This is a genomic window from Halomonas salinarum, assembly GCF_012062845.1.
Lineage (GTDB): Bacteria > Pseudomonadota > Gammaproteobacteria > Pseudomonadales > Halomonadaceae > Onishia > Onishia salinarum.
This window is the reverse complement of sequence record NZ_WWNB01000026.1, coordinates 1-20,658: the sequence shown is the minus strand read 5'-3', so window position 1 is coordinate 20,658 and position 20,658 is coordinate 1. Positions and strand designations below refer to the sequence as shown.

Annotated in this window: 17 protein-coding genes; 9 read left to right on the top strand and 8 right to left on the bottom strand. The window is 60.3% G+C overall.

The window, feature by feature from the left end; translation table 11 throughout:
• Positions 1–129 precede the first annotated feature (129 nt).
• Positions 130–1,104, bottom strand: coding sequence for a helix-turn-helix transcriptional regulator (locus HF027_RS14485; protein ID WP_209316460.1), 975 nt, complete (start codon positions 1,102–1,104; stop codon positions 130–132).
• Between the two features lie 116 nt (positions 1,105–1,220).
• On the opposite strand from HF027_RS14485, the gene HF027_RS14480 reads away from it, so the two are divergent.
• The 8 genes from HF027_RS14480 (at position 1,221) to HF027_RS14445 (ending at position 11,049) form a co-directional block, all read left to right on the top strand.
• The gene (locus HF027_RS14480) at positions 1,221–1,952 is read left to right on the top strand and encodes an ABC transporter permease (RefSeq protein WP_168016858.1); all 732 of its coding nucleotides are present in this window, start codon (positions 1,221–1,223) and stop codon (positions 1,950–1,952) included.
• Positions 1,949–2,680, top strand: coding sequence for an ATP-binding cassette domain-containing protein (locus HF027_RS14475; RefSeq protein ID WP_245184868.1), 732 nt, complete (start codon positions 1,949–1,951; stop codon positions 2,678–2,680). Before HF027_RS14480 ends, HF027_RS14475 begins: the two co-directional genes overlap by 4 nt.
• Positions 2,681–2,746: 66 nt before the next feature.
• Positions 2,747–3,571 (top strand): ABC transporter substrate-binding protein, encoded by an 825-nt coding sequence (locus tag HF027_RS14470; RefSeq protein ID WP_168016856.1) that lies wholly within the window; start codon positions 2,747–2,749, stop codon positions 3,569–3,571.
• A 496-nt stretch (positions 3,572–4,067) separates the two neighbouring features.
• Positions 4,068–5,237, top strand: coding sequence for an isovaleryl-CoA dehydrogenase (locus HF027_RS14465; protein WP_168016854.1), 1,170 nt, complete (start codon positions 4,068–4,070; stop codon positions 5,235–5,237).
• Positions 5,238–5,249: 12 nt separating this feature from the next.
• The gene (locus HF027_RS14460; protein WP_168016852.1) at positions 5,250–6,887 is read left to right on the top strand and encodes a carboxyl transferase domain-containing protein; all 1,638 of its coding nucleotides are present in this window, start codon (positions 5,250–5,252) and stop codon (positions 6,885–6,887) included.
• A 126-nt stretch (positions 6,888–7,013) separates the two neighbouring features.
• A complete protein-coding gene (locus tag HF027_RS14455; RefSeq protein ID WP_168016850.1) occupies positions 7,014–7,844 on the top strand; it encodes an enoyl-CoA hydratase-related protein in 831 nt (276 codons plus the stop codon).
• The gene (locus tag HF027_RS14450; protein ID WP_168016848.1) at positions 7,841–9,904 is read left to right on the top strand and encodes an acetyl/propionyl/methylcrotonyl-CoA carboxylase subunit alpha; all 2,064 of its coding nucleotides are present in this window, start codon (positions 7,841–7,843) and stop codon (positions 9,902–9,904) included. Before HF027_RS14455 ends, HF027_RS14450 begins: the two co-directional genes overlap by 4 nt.
• Positions 9,905–10,149: 245 nt before the next feature.
• Positions 10,150–11,049 (top strand): hydroxymethylglutaryl-CoA lyase, encoded by a 900-nt coding sequence (locus HF027_RS14445; RefSeq protein ID WP_168016846.1) that lies wholly within the window; start codon positions 10,150–10,152, stop codon positions 11,047–11,049.
• A gap of 184 nt (positions 11,050–11,233) precedes the next feature.
• On the opposite strand, the gene HF027_RS14440 is transcribed toward HF027_RS14445, so the two are convergent.
• The 7 genes from HF027_RS14440 to HF027_RS14415 form a co-directional block, all read right to left on the bottom strand.
• Entirely contained in the window at positions 11,234–11,458 is a 225-nt protein-coding gene (locus tag HF027_RS14440; protein WP_168016844.1) for a hypothetical protein, read from the bottom strand.
• A gap of 89 nt (positions 11,459–11,547) precedes the next feature.
• Positions 11,548–13,851 carry a sensor domain-containing protein gene (locus HF027_RS14435; RefSeq protein ID WP_209316459.1) on the bottom strand — a complete coding sequence of 768 codons (2,304 nt, stop codon included), beginning with the start codon at positions 13,849–13,851 and terminating at the stop codon, positions 11,548–11,550.
• Positions 13,848–14,504, bottom strand: coding sequence for a hypothetical protein (locus HF027_RS15510; protein ID WP_209316458.1), 657 nt, complete (start codon positions 14,502–14,504; stop codon positions 13,848–13,850). Before HF027_RS15510 ends, HF027_RS14435 begins: the two co-directional genes overlap by 4 nt.
• A 409-nt stretch (positions 14,505–14,913) precedes the next feature.
• Positions 14,914–17,103, bottom strand: a complete 2,190-nt coding sequence (locus HF027_RS14430; protein ID WP_168016842.1) for an OsmC domain/YcaO domain-containing protein — start codon at positions 17,101–17,103, stop codon at positions 14,914–14,916.
• 183 nt (positions 17,104–17,286) lie between these two features.
• Positions 17,287–17,841, bottom strand: a complete 555-nt coding sequence (locus tag HF027_RS14425) for a YqhA family protein (protein ID WP_168016840.1) — start codon at positions 17,839–17,841, stop codon at positions 17,287–17,289.
• A gap of 299 nt (positions 17,842–18,140) precedes the next feature.
• Positions 18,141–19,031 (bottom strand): DMT family transporter, encoded by an 891-nt coding sequence (locus HF027_RS14420; RefSeq protein ID WP_245184867.1) that lies wholly within the window; start codon positions 19,029–19,031, stop codon positions 18,141–18,143.
• 289 nt (positions 19,032–19,320) lie between these two features.
• Positions 19,321–19,575 (bottom strand): hypothetical protein, encoded by a 255-nt coding sequence (locus HF027_RS14415; protein ID WP_168016838.1) that lies wholly within the window; start codon positions 19,573–19,575, stop codon positions 19,321–19,323.
• Positions 19,576–19,904: 329 nt separating this feature from the next.
• Between HF027_RS14415 and HF027_RS14410 the strand changes: the two genes are divergently transcribed.
• On the top strand, positions 19,905–20,576 hold the full coding sequence (locus HF027_RS14410) for a TSUP family transporter (RefSeq protein WP_168016836.1): 672 nt from the start codon (positions 19,905–19,907) through the stop codon (positions 20,574–20,576).
• Positions 20,577–20,658: the final 82 nt, after the last annotated feature.

Here is a 20,658-nt window from a genome sequence, read left to right as displayed (position 1 = left end):
AGGAAGCACCGCTTGAGCATCAGTGACGTGGCCCGGGAGCTCGGGTTGTCGCGCGCCCCACCATCTACCGGCGCATGAAGCGCCTCGGGATGGTTCTCCTCATATCAGGACGGCGTATAAGCGAGCATCTCAGGAGTTGTAGACGACCTCGCCAAGCCCGGCGAGATCATAGCCCTGCATCAGGGAGGCTCGCTCTGCAAAACGTGGCTCTCTCGCAAAGGCCAACAGATGCTGCACCGGGGGCTCGAAGTAGCTACGCCGCCGCATGGCCAGGTCGAAGCATTCCTGATGTAAAGGTAAAAAATCGAGCCCATGGCGATGCGCCGCGGCCTCGACACCCAGCCCGACATCGGCTTGCCCCTGATGAACCGCCAGAGCCAGATCATCCTCATTGAGCATGGGATGGCGGGCAAACCGTACCTCTTCAAGGCCAAGACCGGCCCGTTTCAGCAGATAACACAGTAATCGGTCGGCACCAGCGCCCGGCTGGCGTCTTGCCACTACCGGTGCACCCTCCTCGCGCTTCCTTGTTCGTGCGAGATTTTCACCCTCTCTGTTATTCCCTGCCACTGCGTTCACCTTGATGAGCGCGTCCAGCGAGCGAATGCCTAAAGGGTTGCCCGGCGGCAGCATCAACCCCTGACGACGACGCCCCCAGCGAACCATCACCAGATCGCGTACCCCGCCCAACCCCAGCAACTCCGGGCTGTTATAGCCACCATCGGCGTCATCTATGACATGCACGCCTGCCAGCAGGGCGTCACCCTCAAGCAATCGGCGAGCGCCATCGCCACTGCCTTGGCAAAGCATGGCAAGCTCTGAACCACTCTCGCGCAACGCCCATTCGAGCAGCGGATCCTGGCTACCCGCCAGCACCCTCGGCACCGGTCGTTGACCGGGCTGATCGCCCTCCAGGTGACTCATCAACCACAGATCAATGCTCTGTCGGGGAAACAGCAATTTGCCGGTCACCTTGGTGCAAGGGATCTCGCCCTGGCGAACCAGATCGTAAACCTTGCGCTCCTTGAGCCTCAGATAATCGGCCACCTCGGCGGTGGTTAGGTAGGGATGGCGAGGCACTTGAGAGGCGTCATCTCTGAGCATGGGCAGAATCCATCGTGTTCACATGTCGTTTTATAGTATTTGACTGCATATTTTTCAGCATAGGATGCATTCAGGCTCTATAAACCACATGCTGCAAGCCTTATCAGGAGAATGCCATGCCGACCAGCGGGATAACAGACAGCGACCTGCACAACGACAGTGCCTTGCAAACGGCCCTGGCTCTGGTCATCGACATGGATCCGGCACTGGTGGACATCGTCACCCTGTCGCTGCGTGTGTCGTTGAGCGCCGTGCTGGCTGCAGCACTGATCGGCCTACCTCTGGGAGCCGCCCTGGCCCTTTGGCGTCTGCCCGGCCGCGGGGTGGTCATCGTGGCACTCAACGCGCTCATGGGCCTGCCACCCGTGGTAGCCGGGCTTGGCGTTTACCTGTTGCTGTCTCGGGTCGGCCCACTGGGAGAGCTAGGCCTTCTGTTCACCCCAACAGCCATGATCATCGCCCAGGTGGTACTGGTGCTACCGATTATCGCCGCCCTGGCGCGCCAATTGGTCGAGGAGCTGTGGGGCGAGTATCGGGAGCAGCTTTCCTCTTTCGGACTGAGCCGCGCCCGCGCCATTCCCACCCTGCTGTGGGATGCGCGTTTCGGCCTGATTACTGTAGTGCTGGCCGGTTTTGGCCGCGCCAGCGCCGAAGTCGGCGCGGTATTGATCGTCGGTGGCAACATCGATGGCGTGACGCGTGTCATGACGACCGCCATCGCGCTTGAGACCAGCAAGGGCAATTTGCCGTTGGCACTAGGACTCGGGATCGTGCTGTTGAGTCTGGTGGCACTGATCAACGGCGCCGCCTACGTCATCGGCGAAACCGCCAGGAGGCGACTGGGATGAACGACATGAGCATGGCGATTAGTACCAACGCGTCTCCCGCTGGCCTGGCGATGGAGTCGGTGAGCTTCGAACATCGTGGCCAGGCCCTGCTGGATGACGTGACGCTCACGCTTACGGGCGCCGGCAAGACCCTGATCATGGGCCCCAACGGCGCCGGCAAAAGCCTCCTGATGCGCCTGGCCCACGGCCTGCTGCAGCCCAGTCGAGGTCAGATCCGTTGGCCGAATGGCCGGCCGCGTCAAGCCATGGTCTTCCAGCGACCGGTGCTGCTGCGCCGCTCGGCACTGGCCAACCTGACCTACACATTGAAGATCAACGGGGAACCTCGCACCAGGCGACGCGCAAAGGCCATGGAAGCGTTGCAACGCTTTGGGCTTGCCGCCCTGGCAAAACGGCCAGCAAGAGTGCTGTCGGGTGGCGAACAGCAGCGGCTGGCACTGGCTCGCGCCTGGCTCATCGGCCCCGAGGTGCTATTTCTGGATGAGCCCACCGCCGCGCTGGACCCTGCCGCCATCAAGGCGGTCGAAGATGCGATCGAGGATTTCCACCGCCGAGGCACCCGCATCGTCATGACTAGCCACGACCTCCACCAGGCTCGCCGACTGGCCGATGAGGTGATTTTTCTGTGCAGCGGCCGACTGGTCGAGCACAGCAAGGCCGAGACATTCTTCTCGGTACCACGTACTGCGGAGGCGCAAGCCTTCGTGAAAGGAGAACTGGTCTGGTAACGCGTTCTGCCTCGACCTCACCAGTTGCTTTTACTCGTTGTCACCACTATTAGAAGGAAAGCTCGTATGCGCTATCGGATACTCAGCCTTGCCGCCCTGGGCCTTATCGGCAGCACCCTGACGACCGCTGCCCTTGCTCAGGATGACGCCCCCTTCATCACCCTGGCGTCGACCACGTCCACAGAACAATCGGGACTGTTCGATTCGATCCTGCCCAAGTTCAAGGAAGACAGCGGCATCGACGTGCGTGTCGTTGCGGTGGGTACCGGCCAGGCCTTCGAGATCGCCCGTCGCGGCGATGCCGACAGCCTGCTGGTGCATGATACTACTGGTGAGAAGCGTTTCGTTGAAGAAGGCTATGGCAGCGAACGTCAAAACGTCATGTACAACGACTTCGTGATCCTCGGGCCGGACAGTGACCCCGCTGGTGTGCGCGGTGCAAAAGACATCGAACAAGCCCTGACGCGTATCGCCGAAGCCGAAGCGCCCTTTGCCTCACGCGGCGATGACAGCGGTACCAACCGTGCCGAGCTTCGCCTGTGGGACGCTGCCGACATTGAACCGAGCGGCGAATGGTACCGTGAACTGGGTAGCGGCATGGGGCCAACCCTCAACACTGCCGCTGGCATGGACGCCTATGTGATATCCGACCGCGCCACCTGGGTCGCCTTCAATAACCCGCAGAACCTGGAGATCGTCTTCGAAGGCGACGAGGCCCTCTTCAATCAGTACGGCAGCATCCTGATCAGTGAAGAGCGCTTTCCGGACCTCAAACATGATCTGGCCGAGCAGTGGCATAACTGGCTGATCTCCGACGAGGGCCAGGAGGCAATCGCTGATTACAGCCTCGATGGCCAACAGCTATTCTTCCCCAATGCCGACGGTTCCTGATCACTCCCGTATCATGAAAGCGATGTCGCTAGCCGTTTTTTAGCGCTATTCGACGCTGATCATCGGGCGCCTCTAGGGCGCCTGAGCTCGTTCTGGGCCTCTGCGTTAGCCCGCCCTCGACTAAGTTCGTCGCTACTGCCTTCTTAGCGATTACATTTTCTACCACCTTCCTCGTCTCTGCTCACATCGTCGGGATGCCCTATCACTCCTCGTAACGCTACTCTGAGCTGTCCGCCACTTTTCTCTCCACTATCCCCGTTTCCTTTACCTTCCCCATTTTCATCGCCTGGCATGGCGTTTTTAGTGACAGCACTTATAGGTCATGTATGACCGTTTACCACCTTGGTCGATCCCAACCATCTCTTGCTTTACGTTAACGTAAAGCAGACCTAGGCTAGTCGTAGTATCCAAGTTCGACATCCAGCAACGCGGCGCGCGGCGGCCTGTCGAGTCTTCCTCTACGCCGCTTGCCACCGATCTGCCCGGGAGCCACGCCATGCATACCCCCTATCAGCCCCTCGACTTCGGCCTCGACGAGACGATGGTCATGCTGCGTGATCAGGTGAACGCCTTTGCCCGTGACGAGATCGCCCCGCGCGCCGCCGAGATCGATGCAAAGAACGAGTTCCCGAGCGACCTGTGGCAGAAATTCGGCGACATGGGCCTGCTCGGCATCACCGTGTCCGACGAGGACGGCGGCAGCGGCATGGGCTATCTCGCCCACTGCATCGCCATGGAGGAGATTTCCCGGGCCAGCGCCTCGGTGGGGCTCTCTTATGGCGCCCACTCCAACCTCTGCGTCAACCAGTTGAAGCTCAACGGCAGTGCCGAGCAGAAGGCCAGGTACCTGCCCAGGCTGATCAGTGGCGAGCACGTGGGTGCCTTGGCCATGTCCGAGATGGGCGCCGGCTCGGATGTGGTCTCGATGAAGCTGCGTGCCAAGAAGGACGGCGATCACTACCTCCTCAACGGCAACAAGATGTGGATCACCAACGGCCCCGATGCCCACGTCCTGATCGTCTACGCCAAGACCGACCCACAGGCCGGTTCCAAGGGCATCACCGCCTTCATCATCGAGAAGGACTTCCCCGGTTTCTCCACCGCCCAGAAGCTCGACAAGTTGGGCATGCGCGGCTCCAACACCTGCGAACTGGTCTTCCAGGACTGCCGCGTGCCGGCCGAGAACGTGCTGGGCGAGGAAGGCCACGGCGCCAAGGTGCTGATGAGCGGGCTGGATTATGAACGTACCGTGCTGGCCGCCGGCCCCATCGGCATCATGCAGGCGGCCCTCGACGTGGTCGTGCCCTACGTCCATGAGCGCAAGCAGTTCGATCAGGCGATCGGCGAGTTCCAGCTGGTGCAGGGCAAGATCGCCGACATGTACACCACCCTGAATGCCTGCCGCGCCTACCTGTATGCGGTGGCCGCCGGCTGCGACCGTGGCCAGACCTCTCGCAAGGACGCCGCCGGGGTGATCCTCTACTGCGCCGAGAAGGCCACCCAGGTCGCGCTGGATGCCATTCAACTGCTAGGCGGCAACGGCTACATCAACGACTACCCCACCGGGCGGCTGCTGCGCGACGCCAAGCTCTACGAGATCGGCGCCGGCACCAGCGAGATTCGACGCATGTTGATTGGCCGCGAGATATTCAACGAATCCAAGTAAGGGCGGCGTTCCATGAGCATCCTGCATACCCAGATCAATGCGCGCAGCGAGGTCTTCCAGTCCAATGACGTCGCCATGCGTCATGAGGTCGACAAGCTGCGCGAGTTGACCGCCGCTATCCATCAGGGCGGCGGGGAGAAGGCCCGCGCCCGCCACGAAGCCCGCGGCAAGCTTTACGTGCGCGACCGCATCGACCACCTGCTCGACGAGGGCTCGCCCTTCCTCGAGCTCTCGGCGCTGGCCGCCTACCAGGTCTACGACACCCCACTGCCCGCCGCCGGCGTGATCACCGGCATCGGCCGCGTCTCGGGCGTGGAATGCGTGATCGTCGCCAACGACGCCACGGTCAAGGGCGGCACCTACCACCCACTGACCGTCAAGAAGCATCTGCGCGCCCAGGAAGTCGCCCGCAAGCACCGCCTGCCCTGTATCTATCTGGTCGACTCCGGCGGTGCCTACCTGCCCGAGCAGGACGAGGTCTTCCCCGACCACGACGACTTTGGGCGCATCTTCTATAACCAGGCGACCCTCTCCGCCGCGGGCATTCCACAGATTGCGGTGGTGATGGGTTCCTGCACCGCCGGTGGTGCCTATGTCCCGGCGATGGCCGACGAGTCGATCATCGTCAAGGGCCAGGGCACTATCTTCCTCGGCGGGCCGCCGCTGGTGAAGGCGGCAACCGGCGAGACCATCAGCGCCGAGGATCTGGGCGGCGCCGATGTGCACTGCAAGATCAGTGGCGTGGTGGATCACTATGCCGACAACGACGCCCATGCTCTGCAGATTGCCCGCCGCGCCGTCTCGCGGCTCAACTGGCAGAAGCGTGGCCGGCTCGCGCTCAAGGAGTCCCGTCCGCCGCGGCTCGACCCCGCCGAGCTCTACGGCATCGTCGGTACCGATCTCAAGAAGCCCTATGACGTGCGCGAGGTGATCGGCCGGCTGGTGGACAATTCCGACTTCGACGAGTTCAAGCGCTACTACGGCGACACCCTGGTGACCGGTTTCGCCCACCTTCACGGCCATCCGGTGGGCATCGTCGCCAACAACGGCGTGCTGTTCTCGGAGAGCGCCGTCAAGGGCGCCCACTTCATCGAACTGTGCGCCCAGCGCAAGATTCCACTGGTGTTCTTGCAGAACATCACCGGCTTCATGGTCGGCTCCAAGTACGAGCAGGAGGGCATCGCCAAGCACGGCGCCAAGCTGGTCACGGCGGTGGCCTGCGCCCAGGTGCCCAAGTTCACCGTGCTGATCGGCGGCAGCTTCGGCGCCGGCAACTACGGCATGTGCGGCCGCGCCTATGACCCGAACCTCTTGTTCATGTGGCCCAACGCGCGAATCTCGGTGATGGGCGGCGAGCAGGCCGCCAACGTGCTCGCACAAGTCAGAAGAGAACAACTCAAGCGTGACCAGTATGAGCGCGATCAATTTGAGAACCCGGCCGAGACCTGGTCCGCCGAGGACGAAGAGGCCTTCAAGCGCCCGATCCGCGAGCAGTACGAGCACCAGGGCCACCCCTACTACGCCAGTGCCAGGCTATGGGACGACGGTGTGATCGACCCGGCCCAGACCCGCGACGTACTCGGCCTGGCCTTGGCCGCCGCCATGAATGCCGAGGTGGAAGAGACCCGCTTCGGCGTGTTCCGGATGTAGGCCCACGCTTCGCGTGGAGCCGTGAGCTTGACGTTCTAAGCTGGAAGTCACCACCGCAGGCCCCGGCGGCAAGATGCCGGGGGTTCTTCAAGCTTCCGGCTTAAAGCTCTGCCAATGAGGTCCGATATGCCCGAGACAACCTTCTCAACACTGACCATCGACGACCGCGGGGTCGCCCGGCTGACGCTGGACCGCCCCGAGGTGCACAACGCCTTCGACGAGCATCTGATCAGTGAGCTCAACGACCATCTCCACCGGGTCGGCGAGCTCGCCCACCGCGGCGAGGTGCGTGTGCTGGTGCTGGGTTCCGAGGGCAAGCACTTCTCCGCCGGCGCCGACCTCAACTGGATGAAGCGCATGGTCGACTACGACTTCGAGGACAACCTGGCGGATTCCCGCGAGCTATCGTCGCTGATGCACGCCCTGGACACCCTGCCCTGCCCCAGTGTGTGCCGCGTGCAGGGTGCCACCTTCGGCGGTGCCGTGGGCCTGACGGCCTGCTGCGACGTGGTGATCGTCTCCGAGCAGGCCAGGTTCTGCCTCTCCGAGGTGAAGATCGGCCTGTCGCCGGCGGTGATCAGTCCCTATGTGCAGCGCGCCCTGGGCGAGCGGCAGATGCGCCGCTATGCCCTGACCGCCGAGGTCATCGACGCCGCCACCGCCGAGACCCTGGGCCTGGCCCACCGGGTGGTCGCCACCGAGGACCTGGACGCCGCCGTCGAGGCCATGGTCGACACCCTGCTCGCCACCTCGCCCCAGGCCAGCCGCGCCACCAAGGCGCTGCTCGCCGAGGTCGCCCGGGAGCCCGACAGCAACGCCACCCGCGACCACACCTGCCGCATCATCAGCGAACTGCGGGTGAGCCACGAGGGCCAGGAGGGTCTGGCCAGCTTCTTAGAGAAGCGTCGTCCCACCTGGGCCCCGGACGACTCATCGAACACGGAGCACCAGAAATGACCCGGACGACCTCTCCCCGCGCCCAGCACTTCGACACCCTGCTGGTGGCCAACCGCGGCGAGATCGCCTGCCGGGTGATGCGCACCGCCCGCCGCATGGGCCTGCGCACCGTGGCGGTATACTCCGACGCCGATGCCAACGCCCGCCACGTGCGCAAGGCCGACGAGGCCGTGCGCATCGGTCCTGCGGCGGCCCGTGATAGCTACCTGAGGGTGGATGCTGTACTGAAGGCCGCCCGCCGCAGCGGCGCCGGCGCCATTCACCCGGGCTACGGCTTTCTTTCCGAGAACGCCGACTTCGTCACTGCCTGCGCCGAGGCCGGCATCGTCTTCATCGGCCCGCCCGCCACCGCCATCTCGGCGATGGGCGACAAGTCAGCCGCTAAGGCCCGCATGGAAAAGGCCGGCGTGCCATTGGTGCCCGGCTACCACGGCGACGACCAGGACGACGCCCTGCTGCGCGCCGCGGCCGAGCGGATCGGCTACCCGGTGCTACTCAAGGCAAGCCGGGGAGGCGGCGGCAAGGGCATGCGGGTGGTCGAATCCGGAGAAGGGTTCCAGGCCGCCCTGGACGGCTGCCGCCGCGAGTCCCAGGCCGCCTTCAATGACCCGCGCATGCTGATCGAGAAGTACCTGACCCAGCCCCGCCACGTCGAGGTACAGGTGTTCTGCGACACCCACGGCAATGGCGTCTATCTCTTCGAGCGCGACTGCAGCGTGCAGCGCCGCCACCAGAAGGTCCTCGAGGAGGCCCCGGCCCCGAGCATGACCGCCGAGCTGCGCCGCGAGATGGGCGAGGCCGCGGTGCGTGCCGCCCAGGAGATCGGCTACGTGGGCGCCGGCACGGTCGAGTTTTTATTGGACTCTTCACAAGAGCAGGATAGCCGCTTCTACTTCATGGAGATGAACACCCGGCTGCAGGTCGAGCACCCGGTCACCGAGATGATCACCGGCCAGGATCTGGTGGAATGGCAGCTGCGCGTGGCCATGGGCGAGCCGCTCCCGCTGGCCCAGGACGCGCTGACCATCACCGGCCACAGCTTCGAGGCGCGCCTCTATGCCGAAGACCCGGCGCAGGGTTTCCTGCCCGCCACCGGGCACCTCGAGCACTTCGGGCTGGATCTCGCCGGTGCCGGCCTCGATCCCACCCAGGTGCGCCTGGACAGCGGCGTCGAGAGCGGTGACGAGGTCTCGATGCACTATGACCCGATGCTCGCCAAGCTGATCGTGCATGGCGACGACCGGGACCAGGCACTGGCCACCCTCAACAGGGCCCTCGCTGCGCTGGACGTCCGCGGCGTGGTCACCAATCGCGCCTTCCTGCAGCGTCTGGCGAGCCACCCGGCCTTCCGGGCCGCCAAGCTCGACACCCGCTTCATCGAACACCACCACGTCGACCTGTTCGCCGTCCATGAGCCCAGCGCCGAGGACTACGCCAGCGCCGCCCTGGTGGCGCTGGACCGGCTCGGCCGCGAGAGCAAAAGCGACTCGCCCTGGGACCGCCATGACGGCTTTCGCCTCAACGCCGACCATCGCATCCGCGTGGGCTTGAACGTCCCCAAAGCGACCGCCCCCCAATCGCCCGCGGCCGAGCCGATCGTCGTCGACGGCAGCCGCCCCCATGAGGATGCCCCCTGGCGGTTCGACCTCGGGGGCACGACGCTTTCGGCCAACCTGCAGCGGCTCGATGGCGATGCCGTGGCCATCACCCTCGACGGTCATCGCCGCCGCCTGCAGGCCAGGCTCGATGGCGACACCATCGTGCTCGCGGATACCCAGGGCGAGACCCGCCTCGATTGGCTGCGCGCGGACGCCGTCGATCACGGCCATCACGAGGCCGAATCAACCCTCACCGCGCCCATGCACGGCACCGTGGTGACGCTATTGGTGGAGCCCGGCACCCCGGTCGAGAAAGGCATGCCGCTGATGGTGATGGAGGCCATGAAGATGGAGCACACCCTGAGCGCCCCGGCGGATGGCCAGGTGGTGAGCTTCCACTTCGCCGCCGGTGACACCGTGAGCCAGGGCGAGGTGCTACTGGAATTCGCCGCCGACGAGTAAGGAGTCGCGCGCAGGCGGGCGACGCCGGGGGCAGGTAGAAGCGGAGGTCCTCTGCCAGGGGTGAGGAGCACGGCTCCGAACGGGCTGGCCATGGATGGCCAGCACCGGCCCTGCAAGCGAAGCGGGACGCGAGAGCGCCGCAGGGCAGAGGTAGCGCCCAGGGATGGGTCCATAGCGCCTCCGCGATGGTCCGACACTTCGGGGCCTGCCACCGGAAACGTCGCCACCATGACAGGAGTGAAGAAATGGCATTTCCCAAAAGCGTGCGCCTGGTCGAGGTCGGCGCTCGCGACGGCCTGCAGAATGAGCCCGAACCGGTCAGCACCGCCACCAAGCTCGAGCTGATCGACCGGCTCGGCGCCGCCGGCCTTCGCCATATCGAGGCGGCGAGCTTCGTCTCGCCCAAGTGGGTGCCGCAGATGGCCGACCACCGCGAGGTGATGGCCGGCCTCAAGCGCCGCAACGGCGTCGTCTATTCGGCGCTGACCCCCAACCTCAAGGGCCTGGAAGCCGCGCTTGAATGCGGCGCAGACGAGGTCGCGGTATTCGGCGCCGCCTCCGAGTCCTTCTCGCAGAAGAACATCAACTGCTCCGTGGCCGAGTCCATGGAGCGCTTCGCCCCGGTGCTCGAACGCGCCAAGGAGGCCAAGGTCCGCGTACGCGGCTATGTCTCCTGCGTGCTCGGCTGCCCCTACGAGGGCGAGATCGCCCCGGCCAAGGTGGCCGAGGTGGCAGGAGCGCTTTTTGAGATGGGCTGCTATGAGGTCTCGCTTGGTGACACCATCGGCACCGGCACCCCGCTCAAGGCCAAGCGCATGCTCGATGCCGTGGCCCGAGACGTCCCCATTGAGCGGCTCGGCGCCCACTTCCACGACACCTACGGCCAGGCGCTCGCCAACCTCTATGCCGTACTCGAGGAAGGCATCGGTGTGATCGACAGCTCCGTCGCCGGCCTCGGCGGCTGCCCCTACGCCAAGGGCGCCTCCGGCAACGTGGCAAGCGAGGACGTGATCTACCTGCTCAATGGCCTCGGCATCGAGAGCGGCATCGATCTTGATGCGCTGGCCGCCACCGGCGACTGGATCACCCGCACCATCGGGCGGCCCAATCGCTCCAAGGTGGGTGTGGCACTTTTCGCCAAATGATCGCCCGAATCAGTACATCCAAAATGAAAAGTCCCGAACCCGATCACTAGCTTGGCTTTGGTAATCGCGGCCAGTGAGTTTCGCCAGACTGCGTCGCCTGAATTAAGCCACCACGAAGCATGGTAGCGGCTTGGATATTTTTCAGGTGACGATGGCGTGATGAATATCCAGCCTTGTCGTGGAGCTATTTCTCTTTATTAGCATTGACTTGGCTCGGCCACCGAGAAAAGGCCAGAAAATACAACAGCACGATATTCACGAGTGGCACCACCATCAGAAGACTTAACCACTTCGGGTGGCCAGCCTTGGAAAAAATAAACCAGAAGGGTATGACCATTACTGCCGCCATGATCAACATCATGAACGGACCAAAGGTCCACATTTCGTTACCAAACATTGTTGGATGCATCACTCTTCTCCTTTGTATTGAATCACCTGACACCCGGTGCTGAGGCACCCGTAATAGAGGGGTGATTTGGTCATCAACAAGGTCTTCGATCAGATTTGCATTGCGTCAATCATTTCCTGATAAGGCATTGGCCGAGAAAACAGATACCCTTGGGCCTCATCGCACCCGCGTTCACTCAATTTCGCTAGTTGCTCGTCGGTTTCCACTCCTTCAGCGATAACGTTGAGCCCCAGACTGTGCGCCATGACGATAATGGTATTAACGATCACTTCACTGTCCGAGTCGATGGTGACTTCGGCGATGAAGGACTTGTCGATCTTGAGGGTATCAATCGGGAAGCGCTTCAAGTAACTCAAGCTGGAATAGCCGGTACCGAAGTCGTCCAGGGAAATGCTCACCCCGAGAGCACTCAACCGCGTCATCGTGGCAATGGCCGATTCAACATCGTAGATCAGGGTACTTTCCGTGATTTCCAGTTCCAGGTTGGCCGGCGGCATGCCGGTTTCCTCCAGAATCTGGCGGACGACGTCGACAAGGTTTTTCTGGTGGAACTGCCGTGCCGACAGGTTCACCGCCATTTTAAGCTCCGGCAAGGCAGCACCTTTCTGGCATGCCTCACGCAACACCCATTCGCCGATAGGCACAATCAGCCCGGTCCTCTCGGCCAGGGGGATGAAGTGATCTGGCGAAACCAGGCCCTGTATCGGATGATGCCAACGCAGAAGCGCTTCCAGCCCCACTACCTGGCGGGAGACGATATCGACCTGAGGCTGGTAGTAAAGCTGAAACTGTTCCTGGCCTAAGGCATGCCGTAATGATGTTTCAAACGCGAGACCATCATCAGCCAGCCCGCTACTATCGGGAACAAAATGCCGATAGTCGTTGCCTCCATATTCCTTGATGGCGGTCATCGCGTCTCTGGCACTATTGATCAGTGAATCAGTGTCTCCGCCATCAGACGGATGCTCCGCTATGCCAATGCTGCACGAGACGAACAATTCCCGACCATCGTCAAGAACCATAAGCGCATGCAATGCGCCGGTGATGGTGTTAGCGACCTCTGCGGCATCAGCGGTACAGTGTTCGGGTAGCAGGATAATGAATTCATCCCCTCCCCAACGAGATACCGTATCAGCCTTGGTCACGCAGGCCCTGATCCGCTGCGCTACCTGACGGAGTACATCGTCACCGCCAGTGTGGCCGAGACTATCATTGACCTGTTTGAACCGGTCGATGTCCAGGTACAGAATGCTGACCGTGCTCTGGTAACTGTCGGCCTGTAAAATCGCCTGTTGAAGCCGGTCGGTCAGCAGCAGGCGATTTGGCAAGCCCGTGACGTTATCATAGTGCGTCAGATACTCGAGCTGCTGACTCTTTGCCAAGTTATCGATCGCGAACGAGATGTCGCCAGCCACCTCCTGTAGCAGTGTCATTTCAGGCTCATCGAAGGAAAACGGCTCGCGCCGATAGATCAAGAAGGCTGTTTGCAGACGGGGATCAGGCGAGACCAGTGGAAAGGCTGCCAAGGCCCCTATTCCCATCTCGACCAGATCCAGCGAATCGCCATTGGCTTTTTGATCCGCCAGGTCGTTGCGAACTACCGCGCTTTTCCGCCGCAGGCATTGTCTGAGGGCATCTATTTCAAAGTCAGACAAGTGGCGAGTATCGAGCCGTGCATCCATGGAGTGGGCATGCAGCGTCTCGTATCGATCCGACTCGCTGTCGTACTGCACGACTAACGCAGCGGGTAGATCGCCTTCTTCGACCGTAATGCGTGTGGCCTCATCGCACAGCAAATCACTTGTTTGGGCTCGCACAATCAGCGTGTTGATACCACTCAACACTTTGTGAATCCTGCTGAGGTTCAGAATTTTTTGCTCTGATTCTACCCGCTCGGTGATATCCACGATCGCCGCCATGACATAGTTCGTATCGGCCGTACGCACCGGGTTCAAGGCAATCTCGGCCCGGAATTCGGTGCCATCATGCCGCATGGCGAAAAGCTCTCGCCCTGCCCCCATGATTCGCTGCTCAGGGTGAAACATGTATTCATTCCGATAGCCCTCATGACGCGGACGGAACCTGCTGGGTATCAGGTGCTCCACCGGCAGCCCCACCAGATGACCAGCCGGGCAACGAAAAGTCGTATTCGCGAGCCGATTGGCCATACGGATGATGCCATCCTCATCGACCATGATCGTCGCCACCGGGCAGGAGTCGATGGTCGAGCGAAAACGTTCCTCTTCACGGTTAAGCGCATCGGCTCCTACCCAACCGACGAAAACCAATATCAGAATGCTGGACAGGCTGCTCAATGCGAAGCCAAAGGCATCCGAATATAGGCCGGCCGATACGCCCTGAAGGCTGAGCCACCCCATCAAGACGGGCGTCACACAGGCACCAACAGCATTCCCGCGCCACATAGCACCAACAGAGCCGACGTATGTAGCGCCATGGTAGACAAAATAAACAGCCTGAAATGCTGGATACCGAAGACATACCCGATCAATGCCGCACAGCTGATCATGATCACGGCAAGGGCAAGGAGTTGCGTGGCCAAGGTTGAGAGACGCCAGGATAGCAAGCTAGCCAACCAGCCGGCGCCGAGCATGATGAAGCACAATGCGGTACCAACCGACATGCGCCCTGGCAAATGACTCGCTAGCGTGGCCTCGTCTATCACCACAAGATTATCGATACCGAGTCGCCACCCAAAGGCGTACTCGACAAGGGTTAGCCCTGATATCGCGAGCACAAAGCACGCTAGCAACCAAGAGCTAGCAGCGCTGACCGAAGCCGTCACGAACGGCGACTTACGCTTCAACATAAGACCACAGGCGATGAAGCACAGGGCGGTGTTGAGCTTCATCGACTCGAAGTTAGGCAGTAAGCGTTTTCCTGACTCGATATCAAAGAACCAGGACAACAAAACCAGAGCGCCGCTAACAATCACCACCCAGCCGATACTATTGGCAATAGCGCTGAGGCTTCCTTGCTCATACTTCGCTACGCCAACGTGTCGTGGGCTAGCCTCCTGAAATGGCATTCTCTCTTCCCTCCATGGGATTGAGCGGCGTAATCAGTAACGACTCGGTCACGCTCCACGTATTATCGGCGACAGGCCTTAAATCTTTAAGATACCCATGAGATCCATGGTATGAAAGTAAATGACCGATTCACCTGCCTAAAACAGGAGATTACAGGCAGCAATACCCACTAATTCAGCCACTTGGAAGCGATCAGGCTTGATTTGAGCAATAAACCAGCCGGTAAGGTGATGCCGGCAAGACATGAATGCACGGCAACACTATTTGCATAGAAAGAGTAGTTTAACTGGTTCGCTTAGGTGTTCGAGGATGAGAAAGACGCCCAGACGAAACACCCCCGGCCCAGAAAACTGGCTCGGGGGTGTCCTGGTCGTCGACCGCTAACAGCCGGCGCGATCGGTGACCGGCTTACTGCTGACCGGCCAGGGCCGCACGATGCGCGTGCAGCTTCTTGTAACTCTCGATCAGCCGGTGATGTTTTTCCAGCCCCTCCAGCTGCATGCTGGTCGGCGTCAGACCGTAGAACCGGACATCGCCATTCACCGAGTCGACCACCGCCTCCATCGTGGTCTCGCCAAACATGCGCGTGAAGTTATAGAGGTAGTCCTCGAGTTCAAGCTCATCGTCGAGCGCAATGTCGAGTACCGCATTCAGCGCCTGGAAGAACAGCCCACGCTCGACAGTGTTGTCATTGAACTGAAGGAACATCTGGACCCGGTCCTGAGCATCTTCGAGCTGCCCAAGTGCCAGATTGATCAACAGCTTCAGCTCGAGGATGGTGAGCTGGCCCCAGACCGTATTCTCATCAAACTCGACGCCGATCAGGGTAATGATGTCCTCCTGATCATCGATCTGGGTCTCTTCCAGACGTTCGAGCAGGTCAGCCAGTTGATCGTCATCCAGGCTATGAATGTTGAGGATATCCTCACGGAACAACAGTGCCTTGTTGGTGTTGTCCCATACCAGATCCTCGACCGGATAGATCTCGGAATACCCCGGCACCAGGATTCGGCACACCGGTGCACCCAGGTCTTCATGGACGGCCACGTAAACCTCTTTGCCCATTTCCTCGAGCATACCGAACAGGCAGGCAGCCTCTTCCTCGGTTGTGCCCGAGAAATCCCACTCACAGAAATCGAGATCGGCCTTCGAGCTGAAGAAGCGCCAGGAGAGCAATCCCGACGAGTCGATGAAGTGCTCGACGAAGTTATTCGGCTCGGTAACGGCCAGCGAGTTGAACGTCGGTGGCATGAAATCATTCAGGCCTTCGAAGCTGCGGCCCTGCATCAGCTCGGTCAGGCTGCGTTCAAGCGCCACCTGGAAGCTCGGATGGGCGCCGAAGGAAGCGAAGACACCACCGGTCTTCGGGTTCATCAGCGTCACACAGGCCACCGGGAAGCGACCGCCCAGCGAGGCATCCTTGATCAGCACCGGGAAGCCCTGGGCCTCCAGCGCCTCGACGCCCTCTAGGATATCCGGGTATTTCTTCAGGACATCCATCGGCACGTCCGGCAGCGTGATCTCCTGTTCAATGATTTCGCGCTTCACTGCCCGCTCGAAGATTTCCGACAGGCACTGCACTTCGGCTTCCTGCAGCGTATTGCCGGCACTCATGCCATTGCTGAGGAAGAGATTCTCGATCAGGTTCGAGGGGAAGTAGATCGTCTCGCCATCCGACTGACGAACAAAGGGCAAGCTGACAATGCCGCGCTCGGACTTGCCCGAGTTGGTATCGATCAGGTTGGAACCGCACAGCTCGTCATCCGGGTTGTAGATCTCGAGGCAGTACTCGTCGAGGATGCCGTCGGGCAGTTCGTCATTGGGCCCCGGCTGAAACCACTTTTCGTTCGGATAATGCACAAATTCGCTGTTGGCGATCTCTTCACCGAAGAACTGATCGTTATAGAAGAAGTTGCAGCTCAAGCGCTCGATGAACTCACCAAGCGCCGAGGCCAGTGCGCTCTCCTTGGTAGCCCCCTTGCCGTTGGTGAAGCACGCCGGGGATGCCGCATCGCGAATATGCAGCGACCACACATGCGGCACGATATTGCGCCATGAAGCGATCTCGACCTTCATGCCGAGGTTTTCGAAGAGCCGCGTCATGTTGGCGATGGTCTGCTCGAGTGGCAGGTCCTTGCCCTCGATCCAGGTGCTGACACCCTCCTTTGGCTCTGCCATCAGCAGCGCCTGAGCATCCTCGTCCAGGTTCTCGACCGTCTCGATCTGGAACTCGGGGCCGTTCTGGACCACCTTCTTGACCGTGCAGCGATCAATGGAGCGCAGGATACCCTGACGATCCTTGTCAGAGAGATCGTCCGGTAACTCCACCTGAATCTTGAAGATATGGTTGTAGCGATCTTCCGGGTCGACGATGTTGTTCTGCGACAGTCGGATATTCTCGGTGGGGATATTGCGCGCATTGCAGTACACCTTGACGAAGTACGCCGCGCACATGGCGGAGGACGCCAGGAAGTAATCGAAGGGGCCTGGCGCCGAGCCATCGCCCTTGTAGCGAATGGGCTGGTCCGAGATGACGGTAAAGTCGTCGAACTTGGCCTCCAGCCGGAGGTTATCGAGATAATTGACCTTGATTTCCATGGAACGGGCACCGGACGTGGTTGCTTCAGCGAAGCAAAGGCAGAAAACCCGCCATTATCCAGCTTTTACCGCCGAGCGTCATTGAAGGGTGACAAAAAATCACCGGCTCGGCGTTGGCCAGCAGCGAACGGCGCTCTTGATGGCCCATATCCTCAGGTATCAAAGACCAAAAGGCAGAGGCCCTTAGTGATCGAATTTTCGATGCGCATGATTCATGAGAAACAGACTCGCCGCCAATGCCAATACCGACACCGCCAGGTAGATCGCATCCAGCGGGGTCTGGAAGCGAATATCGACAACCGCACGGAAAAACTCGATGATCACGGCAAGGATGACCACACGGGCGATCTTGTCCTTCAGCTGGTCGAATGAATTCACGTTGAAAGGATGACTAGTGGCGTGGGACTCGGCCTGGTCGATAGGCGACACGAACAACCGATACACCCCGGAGCCGAATATCAAAAGAACAATGGCGACCAGATAGATATCCACCGCCAGGATGACGCTAGGTACCACCGTATCGTGAATGTCCTGCGTGCCGCCGCCCAGGTAATACACGACCGTATCGATCACGACCTTAATGATATCGGCGGTACCAATCAGAAACAGCACCGTGGCGCCGAGCAGGCTGGGGATAACGGCCAGCATCACCAGCAACCGCGACCCCCATAGCAATGATTCGAATTGCCTTTCCCCCGCAATCGCGGATGGCTGACCAGGCTTCTTATCCTCATCCATTCCCAAATGCCTCCATTATCACTGACCACTGCACTCTCACAGCGACGATATCACCTGATGACGACCATCGCTGCTCACCTGGCACAAGGCAAGGCCACACTTCTCAGGAACAGGTCAGGCATATCGCCATCGACGGGGCAGATAGCAACAGCCAAGCTCATGCTCAAAGCCACTGAACTTGCGTGAGTTGGTCTCGCGAAGCAGCCCGTCAGCTTCGAATCAGTCGGCACCTTACAACGCGATACTGCTAGGCAGATGCAAAGACTGACCTTTTTAATACGCCATCATGCCTCAAGGGCTCACGATGCCGGCCGGCGCTTAAGGCTGGTACGCCGCTCGTGATAAGCGATCGCCAACCCGCTGGCGATGATGATCATAGTGCCGACATAGACCCATAGATCGGGTATCTCTCCCCACAACCACCAGCCCAGTAGAACCGCCCAGACCATGCCGGTGTAGTCGAAGGGTGCGGCCAGCGCCGCCGGCGCATGGCGAAAGGCCAGGGTAATGCAGGCCATAGCGCCGATGCCGAAGACACCGGCCCCCAGAAACCCAAGCCAGTGCAGCGGCCACGGCGTCTGCCATACCCAAGGCAGCATGGCGCCGGTGACCAATAGCGGCACCAGCGTGACATAGAAGACCATCGCCCACAGGTATTCACGTATCCCGTAGCGCCGCGCCGTGATCATTAACAGGGCGTAGAAAAGCGCGGCTCCAACGACCACCAAGGCGCCGAGCTGGAATCCTGCCGCCCCCGGACGCACGACCACCAGCACGCCCAAGAAGCCGACCAGGGCGGCGATCAGCGGCAGCCGCTCGACGCGCTCGCCGAGCAGTGGCACCGAGAGCAGCGTCACGAACATCGGCGCGGCGAAGGCGATCGCCGTGGTTTCTGCCAACGGCAGCACCGTCAGGCCGAACACGAAACACAGCATGGTGCCGGTCGCCAGCAGGCCGCGTACCAGATGTACGCCGGGGCGCTGGGTCGAAAGCTTGCGCAGTCCGCCATTGAAGTGCGCGATCAACGCAATCAGCGGTAGCGATACCAGGGTACGAAAGAAGATGATCTGAATCGGCGAATGCACCTCACCAAGCCATTTGGAAATCGCATCGCCCACCGAAAGGCAGAACACGCCAACACACATCCACAGAATCCCTTTCTGTGATGATGACAGCAGCGATGACGACATGCCTTCCTCCCTTGAACCATCGGACTGCACTGCAAGAGTGCAACGCAATGCACCTAACATACCTAAGCTAAAGAAGAAGAGCGACATGGACATAAAAAATTCAGCAAAAGAAAAAAGGCCAAGGCAATAAGCCTCGGCCTTTACTCATTGAATATTGATAACATACACACCCATGCTTCACTTATGGTCGATTTACGCTGTCCCAACTCTCCTTGCCTCTGGGTCTTCCTATCAGGTTGACTAAAAAACCCGCTCATCATCAAAGATGGTCTTCACGCCAACACCACGCTTAACGCCACCAAGGATTGGTTTCTCTGACTTGCCGTGGCGGGCTGCTGCGCATCACTTTCTTACTGATGGGCTTTTTATGGAGTAGCGCAGAACGCTCATTCAGGTAACGGGAATCTGACGCCAGCAGCATCGTAGCCTCTTGAATTGGCTGCATGCCGGCATCACTGGCTGAATTAACCCGGTCTGCAGCCAGCGCCGAAGATGAGGCCAGTATACAGAGCACCAACGACGCCTCAATAATCATGAGTTTCATGGCACACCTCAACATCATTGAAGAAAAGCACCTCCCATAAATAACTCGCCTCTCCTTGACTATTTCATGGGAAAAACCTACCAATCATCATGTTCACCCAAGCCTTGAAAAGTAAGAGAAACATTAAAAAGATGAGACCACCTTAGAGGAGAGTCCTACTTTATTGGGTTAGTCTTATAGCCGCCTGAGCGGACAACACGTTGGCCTTAATAGTGTAGTGGGTCGCGGTGATGACACGCATAGAAATGATAGAAGAAAAAATGGCACACTCATGCCCATTTGGTATTTTCAGTTTCTGATCATGCTCGTTCTGATTGCAGGACCTCACCATGCACACTTGGCAATACATCGCCATTTTCTCAACGCTGGCTCTCGCCAGTTATGTGCAGACGCTCACCGGCTTTGCCTTCGGCCTGATCGTCATGGGTCTGCTCGCCGCCATTGAGGTCTTGCCCATCGAGAGCGCCGCACTCTTATGCACCTTGCTGAGTCTGTTCAACAACACCATGGCACTCAGGGGGCGCTGGCAAGAGATCGACAGCACCATGATGCGACGCCTACTGCTGCTTGGCCTGGCGGCGCTGCCGGTGGGTTACTATCTGGCAATGTGGCTTGGCGAGTCCCAAGCGCCCTTACTGGGCATGCTGCTAGGAATCGTCATCCTGATTGCCTGCATGGCGCTGATGCGCTCCCCCTCGCCTCGCCAGTCCCCATCACCTGTCTGGCAGTTTCACCTCGCTGGGCTTTTCTCGGGGTTGATGGGGGGCCTTTTCTCCACCAATGGCCCGCCATTGGTGATGATGCTCTACCGTCAGCCAATGACGCTGCTCGCGATTCGCTGCACCCTACTGGGTGCCTTCCTTGTCATGGGACTGGCTCGCATGGGGTTGGCACTGCTCTCACCCGGACGTGCCGGCGAGCATCTCTCAGAGCTGATGATTCTGGGTACCGTGGGAGCCCTGTGTATCAACCTGAATCCATACACCGGCTCAGTGAGTTAAGCTCAATATCAGAGCCCGAGGTTCAGGAGTCCGTATCATGCCTAAACCGCCAAGCGAGCTGCCCGACCACCAGGTCACGCCC